This window comes from Bacillus sp. FSL M8-0049 (genome assembly GCF_038593355.1).
Classification (GTDB): domain Bacteria; phylum Bacillota; class Bacilli; order Bacillales; family Bacillaceae; genus Bacillus; species Bacillus safensis.
Genome location: NZ_CP151986.1, coordinates 2849582 through 2864253, shown reverse-complemented (window position 1 = coordinate 2864253; position 14672 = coordinate 2849582). Strand labels below are relative to the sequence as shown.

General features: G+C 38.7%; 16 protein-coding genes. 14 read left to right on the top strand and 2 right to left on the bottom strand.

What is annotated here, in order from left to right; genetic code table 11:
* Window positions 1–207: 207 nt before the first annotated feature.
* From NSU13_RS14880 to NSU13_RS14850, 7 genes are all read left to right on the top strand, one after another.
* Window positions 208–444: a YuzB family protein gene (locus NSU13_RS14880; RefSeq protein WP_008346813.1), complete on the top strand. Its 237-nt coding sequence runs from the start codon at window positions 208–210 to the stop codon at window positions 442–444.
* A gap of 269 nt (window positions 445–713) precedes the next feature.
* Entirely contained in the window at window positions 714–1568 is an 855-nt protein-coding gene (dapF, locus tag NSU13_RS14875) for a diaminopimelate epimerase (RefSeq protein WP_218677014.1), read from the top strand.
* Window positions 1569–1641: 73 nt separating this feature from the next.
* Window positions 1642–2004, top strand: a complete 363-nt coding sequence (locus NSU13_RS14870; protein WP_024425967.1) for an iron-sulfur cluster assembly accessory protein — start codon at window positions 1642–1644, stop codon at window positions 2002–2004.
* 431 nt (window positions 2005–2435) lie between these two features.
* Entirely contained in the window at window positions 2436–3236 is an 801-nt protein-coding gene (locus NSU13_RS14865; RefSeq protein WP_342489594.1) for a sce7726 family protein, read from the top strand.
* Window positions 3237–3249: 13 nt separating this feature from the next.
* On the top strand, window positions 3250–4197 hold the full coding sequence (locus NSU13_RS14860) for a sce7725 family protein (RefSeq protein ID WP_342489593.1): 948 nt from the start codon (window positions 3250–3252) through the stop codon (window positions 4195–4197).
* A complete protein-coding gene (locus NSU13_RS14855) occupies window positions 4198–5274 on the top strand; it encodes an RES family NAD+ phosphorylase (RefSeq protein WP_342489592.1) in 1077 nt (358 codons plus the stop codon).
* Window positions 5275–5465: 191 nt separating this feature from the next.
* Complete coding sequence (locus NSU13_RS14850) at window positions 5466–5672, top strand: hypothetical protein (RefSeq protein WP_024423352.1); 207 nt, start codon at window positions 5466–5468, stop codon at window positions 5670–5672.
* Window positions 5673–5718: 46 nt separating this feature from the next.
* Here NSU13_RS14850 and yumC read toward each other — a convergent pair whose 3' ends face one another.
* Window positions 5719–6717 carry a ferredoxin--NADP reductase 2 gene (gene yumC / locus NSU13_RS14845; protein ID WP_034282604.1) on the bottom strand — a complete coding sequence of 333 codons (999 nt, stop codon included), beginning with the start codon at window positions 6715–6717 and terminating at the stop codon, window positions 5719–5721.
* A gap of 391 nt (window positions 6718–7108) precedes the next feature.
* Here yumC and NSU13_RS14840 point away from each other — a divergent pair, with 391 nt between their 5' ends.
* The 4 genes from NSU13_RS14840 (at window position 7109) to NSU13_RS14825 (ending at window position 9733) form a co-directional block, all read left to right on the top strand.
* Window positions 7109–8326, top strand: coding sequence for an NAD(P)/FAD-dependent oxidoreductase (locus NSU13_RS14840; protein WP_024423350.1), 1218 nt, complete (start codon window positions 7109–7111; stop codon window positions 8324–8326).
* A 135-nt stretch (window positions 8327–8461) separates the two neighbouring features.
* The gene (locus NSU13_RS14835; RefSeq protein WP_157834354.1) at window positions 8462–8587 is read left to right on the top strand and encodes a YuiA family protein; all 126 of its coding nucleotides are present in this window, start codon (window positions 8462–8464) and stop codon (window positions 8585–8587) included.
* Between the two features lie 81 nt (window positions 8588–8668).
* Window positions 8669–8989 carry a YuiB family protein gene (locus NSU13_RS14830; protein WP_024423349.1) on the top strand — a complete coding sequence of 107 codons (321 nt, stop codon included), beginning with the start codon at window positions 8669–8671 and terminating at the stop codon, window positions 8987–8989.
* 99 nt (window positions 8990–9088) lie between these two features.
* Window positions 9089–9733, top strand: a complete 645-nt coding sequence (locus tag NSU13_RS14825; RefSeq protein ID WP_024423348.1) for a 3D domain-containing protein — start codon at window positions 9089–9091, stop codon at window positions 9731–9733.
* Window positions 9734–9773: 40 nt separating this feature from the next.
* Here the strand turns inward: NSU13_RS14825 and NSU13_RS14820 are convergent, their stop codons facing one another.
* Window positions 9774–10250, bottom strand: coding sequence for a divergent PAP2 family protein (locus NSU13_RS14820; protein WP_024423347.1), 477 nt, complete (start codon window positions 10248–10250; stop codon window positions 9774–9776).
* A 324-nt stretch (window positions 10251–10574) separates the two neighbouring features.
* Here NSU13_RS14820 and NSU13_RS14815 point away from each other — a divergent pair, with 324 nt between their 5' ends.
* The 3 genes from NSU13_RS14815 to NSU13_RS14805 all read left to right on the top strand — a co-directional run bounded on the left by NSU13_RS14815 (window position 10575) and on the right by NSU13_RS14805 (window position 14671).
* The gene (locus NSU13_RS14815; RefSeq protein WP_342489591.1) at window positions 10575–12065 is read left to right on the top strand and encodes a leucyl aminopeptidase; all 1491 of its coding nucleotides are present in this window, start codon (window positions 10575–10577) and stop codon (window positions 12063–12065) included.
* Window positions 12066–12406: 341 nt separating this feature from the next.
* Window positions 12407–13735, top strand: coding sequence for a Na+/H+ antiporter family protein (locus tag NSU13_RS14810; RefSeq protein WP_024425962.1), 1329 nt, complete (start codon window positions 12407–12409; stop codon window positions 13733–13735).
* A gap of 159 nt (window positions 13736–13894) precedes the next feature.
* The gene (locus tag NSU13_RS14805; protein WP_342489590.1) at window positions 13895–14671 is read left to right on the top strand and encodes a sporulation protein; all 777 of its coding nucleotides are present in this window, start codon (window positions 13895–13897) and stop codon (window positions 14669–14671) included.
* Window position 14672 lies beyond the last annotated feature (1 nt).

Genomic DNA, 14672 nt, shown 5'->3' with positions numbered 1-14672 from the left:
AACTTTAAGTTAAAATACCAAATAAAATTATATCGAATTTACTGTGAAACCACAATAATTGTTTCAAAATAACCTACATATTCATCAGTTAGTCCTAAATAGTAAAACATTTTACGAGGAATAGGCGTAACGATACAGGCGAAGCTCATATTTTGACTAATACAAGGAATTTCGGTAGGATGGTAAGGCAATGTGAGGTGAAGCACAGTGTTTCCACTGATCGAATTTTGTGTAAGTAATCTTGCACAAGGGTCTCAAGAAGCAAAAGAGAAGCTTGAAAAAGACCCAAACCTAGACGTAATGGAATACGGCTGTTTAAGCTATTGCGGCAAATGTATGGACTCCCCATTTGCGCTTGTGAATGGAGAATTTGTTTCAGGAGAAAATGCAGAGCAGCTAGTCGAGCGTATTTATGCATTTATAGAGGAAAACGACATGTTTTAAATGCACCACATGGGTCATGAGGTGCATTTTTTTCACATTTCCAGCTTCCATTTTAAGGAGAATTAATAGAAAGCGCATCCAATATGTTATGCTAATAAAATATCATCAATATGAAGCATCACACGAGAGAAAAAGAGGCATATGCATAATAAAAGCCCTTTGCCATGGCAGCAAAGAGCTTCTATGTATGAAAAACGGGGGATGATAAGATTGTCTCCTGAATCGACTCCTTTTATACTATAAAGAAACAACATTTTTGGAGGAAGCTCATGACATCATTTCAATTCACGAAAATGCACGGATTAGGAAATAATTATATTTACGTCAATCAGATGAAGGAACAGCTTCCGGAAGAGCAGCTATCAGAGATAGCGATTCGCGTTTCTTCTGTTTATACAGGAATCGGTTCTGACGGGATGATTCTTATTTGCCCATCAGATGTTGCACCTGTGAAGATGCGCATTTTCAACAATGATGGATCAGAGGGCAAAAACTGCGGGAATGGGCTGCGCTGCGTTGCAAAGTATGTGTATGAGCATCAAATTGTGACGGACACAACGTTCCAGATTGAGACATTGTCAGGACTCGTTGAAGCGACCGTTCACGCTCAGGATGGTCACGTTCAGCTAGTCACAGTAGATATGGGAAAACCACGTTTTGAAAAAGAAGCAATGCCGATGCTTGGTGAACCGGCTAGCACAACGGTTAATGAGCCACTTGATTTTGGCACTGCGAAATTAAATGGAACGGCCGTTTCGATGGGAAACCCGCACATCGTTTTTTATTTAGAGGACATAGAAAAAGCGCCGCTTCATACACTTGGTCCGATCATCGAAAAGCACGACATGTTCCCTGAAGGCGTCAATGTAGAATTTGTTGAAGTTGTCAGTGAAACAGAACTGCATTTTCGCGTGTGGGAAAGAGGCTCAGGGATTACCCAGGCCTGCGGAACTGGGGCCTGTGCTGCGGCTGTATCCACAATTATGAATGGTCAGGCAAAAAAAGAAACAGACATGACCGTTCATTTAGCAGGCGGAGACCTCATCATTCGTTGGAAAGACAATGACCACGTGCTCATGACAGGACCTGCTGAAACGATTTGTGACGGCACATTTTATCTCTAAACCATTTATTTGAGAAAAGGCATCATCACGTTTATAATTGAAAAGAAACATCCAGTCAAAAGGAGGGATGATCATGAGTACACCAGTAACCATTACAGAAGCTGCTGCACTGCAGATTAAAGATATGATGAAAGAGCATGAAGAAGAAAATGCGTTCCTTCGAGTGGGCGTAAAAGGCGGCGGCTGCAGCGGTCTCTCATACGGCATGGGCTTTGACCATGAAGTCTCAGAGAAAGACACGCAGTTCAAGCAGCACGGCATCAATGTCCTTGTCGATTCCGAAAGCCTTGATATCATGAACGGAACCATCATTGATTTCAAACAATCACTCATGGGCGGCGGTTTCACCATCGACAATCCGAACGCCATCGCGTCATGCGGGTGCGGTTCTTCTTTCAGAACAGCAACGAATACCGGTACGCCGGAAGAGTGTTAAATTAAAACTGAAAACCTTCTATATATGGGGATTAGGCTGTCAAGATTTTCTTGACAGCCTTTTTAAAATGAAAACACGTTATCCATCAATGGGAACAAATTGAAACAAAATAAAATTTTTTTGACATCTTACCCTGAAAAACTTTACTTTCTCTTCGATCTGAGTTTTTCCTCAGAGTCTTTTTTATGCAGGTATAAAATCAATACACTGTTTGATAGTTCTAAATGTCATATAACAAATTAAAGAAAATTGATGTGGTATCATATTAAAAAAATGATTTATTTGTAATTACATGGATATTCTGGTTAAATTAAAATTGAAGATTGGAATGTTAAGTTCAAGATGCTAAAAATTTCATATGAATATTTGCACTGGATATCGCAGAAAATGTTAAACTTATTTGGTATAGATGATTGGAAAGTGTGATGAGTGTGAATTATATTTATTTAAATAAGTTTTTTAGTAAAAAAAATTTAACAGAAAAATTTTCAAGAGATAGATTTAGTGCTGAAATCTTTAATAAAGAAATTCAAAATTATTATGATATCTTGAGAAAAGAATATAGGAATGAATTCTTTTTTAAAAATACTCTTTTTAATAAGTTGGTTTTAGGAAAATATAGTTTAAATACTACAACTGCTTTTAGTGAAGTTATTGTTGGTAACTCTAAAGCAGACTTTGTATTAATAAATAAAACCTTTGGGATTGTTTATGAAATTAAGACTGATTTAGATAACCTTGAAAGAATGGATAATCAACTGAATGATTATTCAAAAGCATTTAGTGAAATCTACATAGTAACCTCCGAAAAATATTATTACCCAGTTTTTAAGACTATAAAAGAAAAAAATCCTAATGTGGGTATCATTGTATTAACCAAAAAAGAAACCCTAAGTGTAAGAAAAAAAGCAACTTTAGATAGTAGCAAACTTAATCATGAAGTCTTGTTTAAACTTTTAAGAAAAAACGAATATGAACAAATCTTATATTTTAAGTTTAAATGTCTACCTAATGTTAAGCCAGTTCAATATTTTAGAACATCTCTTCAATGGTTTAAAACAATTGAAATTAGAGAAGCTCAGAAATTGGTGTTTAAACAATTGAAAAAAAGAGTTAATCCTAAAGAGCTTGAAAAAATAAAATATTTTCCAATTCCTATTAGATGGATTATATACTCGAGTAATTTGAATAGTATAGAATTAGAAAAAATATATAAAAAAATAACTGTATAATGGGGGAATTGTAATGTATTATCCAATAATTAGAGGTAGGCAATATGATTTGCTAGCACTTAGAGAATTATTAGAAAAAAATCTTTTGAGCGAAAAGGTAATTCCAGTTATCGAGCCTACTAAGCTGAGCCCTACTCTAGTGTCTACAATAAATAGTTTCAAAGAAAATTCTAGAAAAATAATCCTGGTATCTAATCCAAAAATCGGTTCATTTCACGGAGAATTAGCAATGCCTAGTATCTATAGTAAATTTTTAAGTCTAATGAGCTTGGACAATGTAATTATTGGACATCAATTAAATGGAAATTCAAAAAATGAGATTCAGAAATTATCAGATGACGTTTCTTTAAGTTTAGAAAATTTAGTTATTTTTCACACTGAAAGAAAATTTATACAATTGTACAGAGAAATATATTCTTCATTTAAAGCTTATCTAAACATTATCCCATCTGATAATTCCTTCAGGAGACAATTAGACGATCAAAATTTAGTAGGTTTAAGTGATAAATTTAATAAACTCCCTAGAAATGCAGATTATTTAGAGATTGAAAGTGAGTTCTTTTCAGAGGAGCATCTCTTTTATGAAAAGGAGGGATACATTGGATTTTCCGATTACTCTATTGTAGGTGCAGAATACAATACAAGTGGTTTCGCCCCATATGCAGTTGCGTTTCACATTGTTTATCCGAATTCTGAAGGTGGGCTGGAAATAATGCATTTTGTTTCTGATTCAAATACTGATATAAGTGACCCTGCTGGAAAGTTCTCCGAAGCATTAGAGAAAATGATGAGTTGGTACTATGATATTAAAGCTGATAAAAGAATGCATACATTAGCTATGCAGTCCTTTGAAGATCATCATAAAAAGGGGACATATCCAGGTTTAGCAACTATAAAAAAATTATCTATTATGCATCATCTTGAACTAATGGGAAGTTTACTAAGTTCGAGGGTGAAATAAATGAATTGTTGTGTTGAATGCTTTGTGTCACCTGAAATAAAAAGTATTATAAGTAGTTTGGATAATCATGGGGATTGTGCTTTTTGCTATAGTAGAAATGTTCAAGTATATGATCTTATCGCTGACGATGGTTTGGACATCTTGTTTAATGAAATTTTAAACATATTTAAATTAGGTTCAGAGCTAATTAAGGATGGATTTCCCGAGGTCAATTTAATTAGTATTAAAGATCAATTTGAGAATAAATGGAAAATATTTAGTGGTTTTGATGGGAATAAAATATATACTTTTTTGAAAACTCTTCTTGAACGTAAACACCCAGATAAGGTGGAATTATTAATAAATCAAGTTGGAATTATTGAATGGATGAATAAAGAATATTTAGAGGAAAAATCTGTACTGAAAGGTCATACTTGGACAGACTTCGTAAATTATATTAAATATCGAAATAGGTTTCATTCAAAATATGTTAATTTTGGAGTATTGAATGAGTACATTGAAAAACTAACAACTTTTGTTGAAGAAGATATTTTCTATCGAGGGAGAATCTCGAATGACAAAGTATTAGGGATTAAAAATATGGGAGCTCCAGATCCACCAAAATCAAGTGCCGGAAGAGCAAATTCAGAAGGAATTAGTCACCTATATCTAGCTAGTGCTATTGAAACAGTAGTGAGCGAGATTAGACCTAGTATAAGTGATACTGTTTATGTAGGGAAATTTCCACTAAAACAAAAGTTAAAAGTTATTGATTTTAGAATGTTGAAAAATCTAGATGTTTTTACTTTTGAAGATCCAGTTATGTATGCAATAAATTTAGATATATTTAATGAAATGTCAATGGAGATATCTAAACCCGTTCGTAGCGGGGATAGTAAATTGGAATATTTACCTACCCAATTTATTGTGGATTATATAAAGAGCCTTAACGAAATTCAGTCTGAAAGTTATCAGGGAATTGTCTTCGAAAGTACACTTAGTACAAAAGGTTATAATTTAATGGTATTCGATACGGATTTATTAGAATGTACAACAGTTGAGAAAATTATCATAAATAATATAGGCTATAATTATTAATAAAATTGATAATAATATAAACAATTATATTATATAAGTGCAATATTTATTAAAACTATTGAAAAGAAATCATTGTATATGTAATTACATCAATTCCGTGACATTTTACTTCACCAACTGGCTATTTCCACTCGAAAAGAGTATCATGAGAACCAAACATAAACTGTAGTGAGAAAAGAGGTTGCTGAGGTTTGAGTGAACAAATCAATTGCAGGAACTGTCATGAGCTGATTCCGTATCGTTCCAAAACGTGTCCATCTTGCGGGATTGAGAAGCCGCTTCCGAAAAAGGAACGTGTGAAGGATCGGGTGATTTTGGTTGTGGCAGGGATTGTTGTGGTGCTGCTTGCTGCAATGGTACTTGGAATGGCAAATGCCTATATTGGGGTTTTTAAATAAACGAAAAAGGAGTTCCGCGAGTGGGAACTCCTTTTTTGATCCGATCTTATTTGTTTTCAAATAAGCTTGTGGAATGGAGAGGCTGTACACGGGCTTTCGGGTCCATGTAAGCTTTCGCATTGTTGACAGCAGTTGGTGCTTCACCAAATCCGCTTGCAATCAATTTGACTTTTCCTTCATACGTACAGATGTCTCCTGCCGCATAGAAGCCTTCAATGTTTGTTTCCATTGTAGATTTCACCACGATGGAGTTCTTTTCGATTTCAAGGCCCCATTGTTTGATTGGTCCAAGGGAGGAAACAAAACCGAAGTTGACGATCACGTCGTCCACATCAAGCACTTGTTTTTTGTCGCCTTTGACTTCTTCGAGCACGATTTGTTCAATGCGGTCTTCACCAATGAGCTCAGTTGGTACAAATGGTGTCAGTACATTGACTTTCGAGTTGTGCAGGTTTTCTACACTGTGCTCATGCGCGCGGAATTTATCGCGGCGGTGAATAATGGATACTTCTTTTGCGATTGGTTCAAGCATAAGTGCCCAGTCCACCGCAGAGTCTCCGCCGCCAAGAACGGCCACACGTCTGCCGGCAAATTGGTTCAAGTCATTAATGAAGTAATGCAGGTTGCTTCCTTCAAATGATTCTGCTGCATCTAGCTCAAGCTTTCTCGGTTGGAATGCACCGTTACCAGCTGTGATGATAATTGTTTTAGAATAATGAATCTCTTGATTTGTCACAAGTTTAAAGATCCCATCTGCTTGCTTTTCAACCGTTTCAACTGCCTGCTCTAAGCAAATGGTTTGATCAAATTTATCCATTTGTTCCTTTAAGTTATCAACTAATTCTTGTGCGCGGATTTTTGGAAATCCAGCCACATCATAAATATATTTTTCAGGGTAAAGAGCGGATAGTTGACCGCCGAGCTGAGGAAGGCTTTCAATGATTTTCACACTTGCCTGTCTCATGCCTCCGTAAAACGCAGTAAACAATCCAACTGGGCCGCCCCCGATAACGGTAATGTCATATACCTTAGAATCTTCTTGCATTCCTTTAATCCTCCCAAATGAAAATTGTTATCACTATATCATATCATACCACATATCGTCGTTTGACTTGTTTTGAAAAACTTGTCGTTTTTTGATGCTGAAGCTTTGAAAAGGAGGAAAAAGTGAGAAAGACCCTTTATCATAAGGATTTTCAGTTTAAAGCCTTGAAAATTGGAGCAGAACTCGCTATTATTGTTAAGGGAACTAAATATTAATTTTTTATGAATTTTTGTCGGATACGGTCAAATGCTTTCGTTTTATGTAGGTGAAAGTTCAGATTTTCACATACTTATTTTTTTGTTTAAATTTCATAAAATGCCGCAAAGCGGTTGAGAATAACGATATGTAATTCTTTATCCGTTTTACAGCAAATTTAAAAAAGGTGGATGTGATTCCAGTGAATAAACCGAAAATCGTTGTATTAGGTGCAGGTTATGGCGGATTAATGACTGTAACAAGATTAACAAAACAGCTTGGCACAAATGATGCGGACATTACTCTTGTGAACAAGCATAATTATCATTACGAAACAACATGGCTTCATGAAGCAAGTGCAGGTACACTTCATCATGACCGCTGTCGTTATCAAATCAAAGATGTGATTAACAGTTCCCGTGTCAACTTTGTACAAGCAACAGTTGAAAGCATTGATAAGGAAGCAAAGAAAGTTGTGACATCAGATGGCGAACTTTCTTATGACTACCTTGTTGTTGCACTTGGTGCTGTTCCTGAAACATTTGGTATTGCAGGACTGAAAGAATACGCATTCTCAATCTCTAACATCAACTCTGCTCGTCAGCTTCGTGAGCACATTGAGCTTCAATTTGCGACGTATAATACGGATGCTGAAAAACGTCCAGAGCGTTTGACAATCGTTGTCGGCGGCGCAGGATTCACAGGTATTGAGTTCCTTGGTGAGCTTGGAAATCGTGTGCCTGAGCTTTGTAAAGAGTATGACATTGATCAAAAAGACGTGCGTATCATCTGTGTAGAAGCTGCGCCAACAGCTCTTCCTGGATTCGATCCAGAATTGATCGACTATGCGATGAACTACCTTCAAGGTAAAGGTGTTGAGTTCAAAATTGGTACAGCGATCAAAGAATGTACACCTGAGGGGATCATTGTTGGAAAAGACGATGATACAGAAGAAATCAAAGCTGCAACTGTTGTTTGGGCAGCAGGTGTACGCGGTAACCCAATCGTTGAAGAAGCTGGTTTTGAAAACATGCGCGGCCGCGTAAAAGTTTCTCCAGACCTTCGTGTACCAGAAAATGATGATGTCTTCATCATTGGTGACTGTTCATTGATTATCAATGAAGAAATCAACCGTCCATACCCACCAACTGCACAAATCGCTATGCAGCAAGGTGAAACAGTAGCGAAAAACCTTGCAGCACTAGTAAAAGGCGGTTCTCTTGAAAGCTTTAAGCCAGACATCAAAGGAACAGTTGCTTCTCTTGGTGAACACGACGCTGTAGGTGTTGCGTTTGGTAAAAAACTTCAAGGAACAAAAGCTTCTGCAATGAAGAAAATCATCGACAACCGTTCTTTATTCATGGTTGGCGGACCAGGACTTGTTCTGAAAAAAGGAAAATTCAAGTTCTTCTAAACCATCATAGACAAAAACGTGTATCCTCGTGATACACGTTTTTTTATAAGTTGTGGTATATTTTCTCACTTGGTCATTGACGGCAAAATATGTTATGATGAATTATCAGAAAATTTAGATTAAGGAGTGAGCAATATGAATGCACAAACAAAGGAAAAAACATCAATCTGTCAATATTGTTCAGGAAAAGGGTATTTTCAGCTATTGCTCGGCGGATCTGAAACGTGTGAGGAATGTAAAGGGACAGGAAAGAAGCGTTAATCGATCTGCTTTTTCCATTGATTGACTTCATCTCTATTTCCAAGTTAAACTAATGATGGGATATTTGGGGGTGGAGATGAAGTGATCAGTTTACCAGTCGTTATCATTTCAGTTATTTTATTTTTCGTGTTATTCTTCGGCATTGGCTTTTTGCTCAATATGCTACTGAGAATGTCATGGATTATGGCTATTTTATATCCAATTGTATGCCTTTTCATTATTAACAATCAAAAGATGATCGCTTATGTAAGAGAGCCTGGCACTGCTTTTTCAGGAATAGGAGACCGGATCGTCTCACTCGCTGCGGCAGATATCATCATCTTATTAAGCGGCCTGATCGGTGCAATCACATCAGGTTTTGTCATTAATGCACTTCGAAAAAGAGGGTATCAAATGTTTTAACTCACTTGTGGACACGCAAGTGGGTTTTTTTGTTTCTCCTTTGCATAGTTTCCATTTTGTTTGGAAACAAATAGATGGGTAGAGGAGTGACAAATAGAGATGAAAACATGGATGAAACGATTGTTCATGACCGCCCTATTCATGCTTGCACTTTTGACAAGCTTTACGGGCATATCTGGAGTCGAACCAAGTGATTTAGCTGTATGGGTGAAAAAAACCGATGCGGGCAAGCAAGTATCTTCTTTTTTTCAGCAGCAAAAAAGGGAAACGATCGCACTCAAAAGTGAAGATTCGCGGGCTGTTTCTCTCGAAGAAGCCTTTAATTGGAACGATTACCCGAAACAGAAAGTTGTTGCAACCGGCTATACAGCAGGTGTGGAATCAACAGGCAAAACGAAGGAACATCATGCATATGGCATTACATATTCAGGCGTCAAAGTGAAACGTGATTTATACTCAACAGTGGCAGCCGACCCATCTGTTTTTCCGATTGGAACGGTGCTGTTTATCCCAAACTATGGCTACGGTGTGGTTGCAGATACCGGGAAAGCCATTAAAGGTCATAAGCTTGATTTATACTATGAAACCGTTGATGATGTGTATAGAGAATGGGGTAAAAAAGTGCTCGATGTGTATATCATCAAAAAGGGTGAAGGGACGTTAACGGAAAAAGACTTAAATCAGCTTAATGAAGCAGAATCGATGCAAGTATTCCGTCAGCAGTTTCAAGCCAATAAAGAATAAAAAAGCTTTGGGCCGTTTAAGGTCCAAAGCTTTTTCGCTTCTACATGAAGTAATAATCTAAGATGAGTGTCAGCAAGATCCCTGTTAAGCCGCCGAAGAAGACTTCAATCGGCTTATGACCAAGAAGCTCTTTTAATTTCTTTTGCTTTTCTTTTTCTTCCGCATTCGGGAAATTCTTTGCTTCGGAAACAAATCGGTTAAAATCTGTTACGAGCTTGTTGAGAACAGTCGCCTGTTCTCCTGCCTGTCTGCGAACGCCTGTCGCATCAAACATCGTAATAATGGCAAAGATGGCGGAAATGGCAAAGATAGATGTATCTAGCCCGTGCTCTAAAGCCACTGCTGTTGAGAGTGCTGTTACTGCTGCGGAGTGTGAACTTGGCATTCCGCCTGTGCTTGTAATGAGCGACCAATCTAGTCGTCTAGAAATGATAAATTGAATCGGTACTTTTACAAATTGAGCAAAAAAGATGGCTGCAAGGCTGGCAAGCAGCGGAAAATTCGTCAGTACGCTCATGAACAAGAAACATCCTCTCTTTAAGAAAAAATATCGTGCGAAATGATGGACTAAAAATCCTAGTATGATGAAAAAATGATAGCAGTAAAAAATGCTGCCAAGTCCATGTTCATTATAACATTAAAGAAAGTAGATGTGGAACGAGGAGAACAAGGACAGGCTGCACAGGTTTTCGCCGCTTTTTCATGATGCCCTTCCGCGTTTGAAAATATAAATGTTCATCAAGTAAAGACAGACTGGCAATGATCGTATAGGCACGCAAATTTTGATATAATAGAAGTTCCAATGTGAAAAATGGAGTTCATTAAGGAGCGTGTGATAAATATGTTTTTCTCGACAAATGAATTGCAGCATAAAGATACACTGGCGATCGGACTTTTTCAAAAGAGCCAATTATCAGGAAAAGCAAAAGAAATGGATGAATTACTTGAAGGAAGAATCACTGAATTATTAAAAGAAGGCGACATTTCATCCAAACGAAATCAGCTTTCGAAATTTTTCCCATCCCCTGAAACAGGCATCAAACGCATTTATTTTGTCGGGCTTGGGAAGGAATCAGATTACACGTTTGAAGAGGCAAAAGAAGTGTTTGCCCATTTATTCAAAAAGCTTCATCAAGATAAAAAGCAAGCGGTTTCTGTCTTGCTGGATACGTTTATTGGAAAGGATCTGCCTGCTCAAGATGCAGCCCATGCCCTTTCTGAAAGCTGCCTTTTAGCTACATATGAATTACAGGATTTTAAACATAAAACAAATGAACCGGATCGTTTTATCGAGTTTGTTTATGCAACGACAGAGCATGATCAAGCTGAAATTCAGGCGAGTTTGAAAGTCGGCGAAGTGTACGGACAGTCAGTCAATTCGGCCCGTACCCTTGTGAATATGCCGCCGAACATGCTCACATCCTCTGATTTGGCTTCGTATGCGGCAGAGCTTGCATATAAATACGAATTTGAGATTGAAATTTTAGATAAAGAACAAATGGAAGAGCTCGGAATGGGTGGTATTTTAGCCGTCAATAGAGGCTCAACAGAACCTCCAAAACTCATCGTGCTGAAATATCAAGGCAAGGAAGAATGGACAGACGTCATCGGCCTTGTCGGTAAAGGCATCACGTATGATACCGGCGGCTATTCATTAAAGCCACGAGCTAGTATGGTTGGCATGAAAACAGATATGGGCGGCTCAGCCTCTGTTTTAGGCGCCATGGAAATCATCGGAGAACTGCGCCCAGAGCAAAATGTCATTGCTGTCATTGCCTCAACCGATAATATGATCTCGGCAGACGCTATGAAGCCGGATGACGTCATCGTGTCACTAAGCGGTAAAACAATCGAAGTGCTCAATACGGATGCAGAAGGCCGTCTTGTTTTAGCAGATGGGGTGACATATGCGAAGCAGCACGGTGCCTCTGTCCTTGTAGATGTGGCCACATTAACAGGCGGTGTCATTGTGGCGCTTGGAAATGAGACAACAGGCGTGATGACCAATAACGATGAGCTGCTCGCTCAGTTTAAAGAAGCATCAGAAGAATGTGGTGAAATGATCTGGCAGCTGCCAATCACAGAAAAAGATAAAAAACGAGTACGAAACAGCAAAATGGCTGATCTCAATAACTCACCAGGCCGTGATGGTCATGCGATCATGGCAGGTGCTTTCATCGGTGAATTCGCAGAGGATACGCCTTGGGTTCACTTAGATATTGCAGGAACTGCAACAACAGAAAAACTTTCATGCTTTGGACCAACAGGGGCAACAGGTGTGATGGTGAGATCACTCGCAACATTTGTGGAACGATTTGAAGGAACAAAATAAAGGAGAAGGCTCTGCCGAGTGGCAGGGCTTCAGATTGTTGACAAAGAGCTAAAATGAACTTTATTTTAGCTCTTTGTCTTTTTCTTTTCAGCGTGATAGAAAACCTTTGAAGTCTAGGAAGGACGAGTACTGGAGCGGAGCGAATTTGACATTCGTGAGCACCAGCACGCAGGACTGACAAAGAATGCGAGGGTTTGTCTACACGCTGGGCTCTGCCAAGTGGCAGAGCTTTTTTATGTAGGACATACGCCATTTGACGAAGTTTTTTTTCTATGGTAACATACGTTGGTACTTTAATTATCTACTACATTAGTAAACTAAAGGATTTCGGGGGTTTCACCATGAATGCAGTTGTTTTAGCGGTTGTTTTAATGTTGATATTAAGCTTGCTGCGGGTTAATGTCGTGATTGCGCTGGCAATAGGCGCTTTAGCTGGCGGACTTGCAGGTGGATTAGGCTTGGGAGGAACAGTGGACGCCTTTACGGACGGACTCGGAGGAAATGCAACAGTGGCGATTAGTTATGCGTTATTAGGAGCATTTGCTGCGGCACTGACGAAAACAGGTCTTCCAGATGCCATGGTTGAAGGAGCAGTGAAGCTTCTAGGAAAAGAAGGCGATTCAAGACGGAAAACACTATCAAAAGTGCTCATCGTTCTTGTCATTTTGATCGTGTCCTGTTTTTCACAGAACGTCGTTCCTGTTCACATTGCCTTTATCCCAGTCCTCATTCCGCCGTTATTAAAGGTGTTTAACGAGCTTCAGATTGACCGCAGACTGCTAGCGTGTGTCATTACCTTCGGACTCACTGCACCATATATATTACTTCCAGTCGGTTTTGGACAGATTTTCCACGGAATGCTTCGTGACAATATGAAGGAAGCGGGTCTGACTGTAAACCTTGCAGATATTCCATATGCCATGCTGATTCCTGTAGCAGGAATGGTTCTTGGTTTGATCGTTTCCATTTTTGTATATCGAAAGCCGAAGGTATATGAGAATCGTGAAATTACAGATGTAGAGAAATCGGCTTATACGAAAAAAAGCTTATTCTTTGCCGGTCTTGCTATTCTCGTTTCGTTGATTGTCCAGCTTTATCTATCACAAAGCCTTGGTGTGGAAGGAATGATCTTCGGTGCACTCGCAGGACTGCTTGTCTTGTTTGTGACTGGAATGATGAAACGGGATGAAGCAGATGAACTGATTACATCTGGAATGAATATGATGGCATTTATCGGTTTTGTCATGCTTGTTGCGGCTGGGTTTGCCAACGTTTTAACAAAAACAGGAGACATTGAATCTCTTGTCAAAGCATCTTCCCAATTTATCGGAAACAGCCAGAGTCTTGCGGCGATTTTAATGCTGCTCGTTGGTCTGCTTGTGACAATGGGAATCGGATCATCATTTGCAACGATTCCGATTATTACAACCATCTTTGTTCCACTTTGCTTACACTTAGGTTTTAGTCCAATGGCTACCATTGCCATTATTGGCTCTGCTGCGGCTGTTGGAGATGCAGGTTCACCTGCAAGTGACAGTACGCTTGGACCAACATCTGGATTGAATATGGATGGACAGCATCACCACATTTGGGGAACTTGTGTCCCGACTTTTATCTATTATAATATTCCGCTTGTTCTGTTCGGCTGGCTGGCGGCGATTATTCTGTAAAATGAAAAGCTTGTAGAGAAAACGATGATGTTTTTTCTATAAGCTTTTTTGTTGTTCGCAGATGAAAAAATAATTAGGACAAAAGTATGAATTAAATGAATCTTTCTTTCTCTATCTTACGTATATATGCTGATAAAAATGAAAAGGGGAAGATGGGACATGTCATTTTTTAAAAAGCTAGCGGCAAGTGCAGGAATTGGTGCGGCAAAAGTAGATACCATTTTAGAGAAAAACGCTTATTATCCAGGACAAGAAGTAAAGGGAACTGTCCATGTAAAGGGCGGAAAAATTGCTCAGGAAATCCGCCATATCAATGTTAAAATTGAAACACAGTATGTGATTGTAAAAGATGATGAAGAGCGTAGAAAATATGCAAACATCCATTCTGTACGGGTGGCGGATTCTTTTACCATCCAGCCTGGAGAAAAGTATGAATTTCCGTTTTCTTTTATTCTTCCTATCGATACCCCGATGACGATCGGAAAAGTTGAAATTGCAGTGGAGACAGACCTTGATATCCAAGGCGGAATCGATAAATCTGACTATGACCGCATTTTCGTTGAAGCACACCCTTGGGTGAGAAATGTACTGGAGGCCACTAGAAATCTTGGCTTCCACCTAAATGAAGCAGACTGTGAGCAAGCACCTTACTTTCAGCGGCGCCTGCCATTCGTCCAAGAATTCGAGTTCATTCCGACATCAGACTACTATCGCTATATGCTTGATGAGTTAGAGCTGATTTTTCTGATAGATGAAGGCGGATTAGACATTGTTTTTGAAGTCGACCGTAGAGCAAGAGGCCTGAGAGGCTGGCTTGAGGAGATGTATAATGATGGGGAACAGCTTGTGCGCTACCGCTTCAGTCCATCAGATCTTGAAAATGTAGAAGTGCTTGAAGGAATGCTGGAAGAAATCATAGATCAATACGCTGAGTAAT

Coding starts and splice junctions, on each gene's coding strand:
- NSU13_RS14855 (WP_342489592.1), top strand. CDS start 4,198: ATGAATTGTTGTGTTGAATGCTTTGTGTCACCTGAAATAAAAAGTATT.
- NSU13_RS14820 (WP_024423347.1), bottom strand. CDS start 10,250: ATGAGCGTACTGACGAATTTTCCGCTGCTTGCCAGCCTTGCAGCCATC.
- dapF (WP_218677014.1), top strand. CDS start 714: ATGACATCATTTCAATTCACGAAAATGCACGGATTAGGAAATAATTAT.
- NSU13_RS14835 (WP_157834354.1), top strand. CDS start 8,462: ATGAATGCACAAACAAAGGAAAAAACATCAATCTGTCAATATTGTTCA.
- NSU13_RS14810 (WP_024425962.1), top strand. CDS start 12,407: ATGAATGCAGTTGTTTTAGCGGTTGTTTTAATGTTGATATTAAGCTTG.
- yumC (WP_034282604.1), bottom strand. CDS start 6,717: ATGCAAGAAGATTCTAAGGTATATGACATTACCGTTATCGGGGGCGGC.
- NSU13_RS14860 (WP_342489593.1), top strand. CDS start 3,250: ATGTATTATCCAATAATTAGAGGTAGGCAATATGATTTGCTAGCACTT.
- NSU13_RS14870 (WP_024425967.1), top strand. CDS start 1,642: ATGAGTACACCAGTAACCATTACAGAAGCTGCTGCACTGCAGATTAAA.
- NSU13_RS14815 (WP_342489591.1), top strand. CDS start 10,575: ATGTTTTTCTCGACAAATGAATTGCAGCATAAAGATACACTGGCGATC.
- NSU13_RS14825 (WP_024423348.1), top strand. CDS start 9,089: ATGAAAACATGGATGAAACGATTGTTCATGACCGCCCTATTCATGCTT.
- NSU13_RS14805 (WP_342489590.1), top strand. CDS start 13,895: ATGTCATTTTTTAAAAAGCTAGCGGCAAGTGCAGGAATTGGTGCGGCA.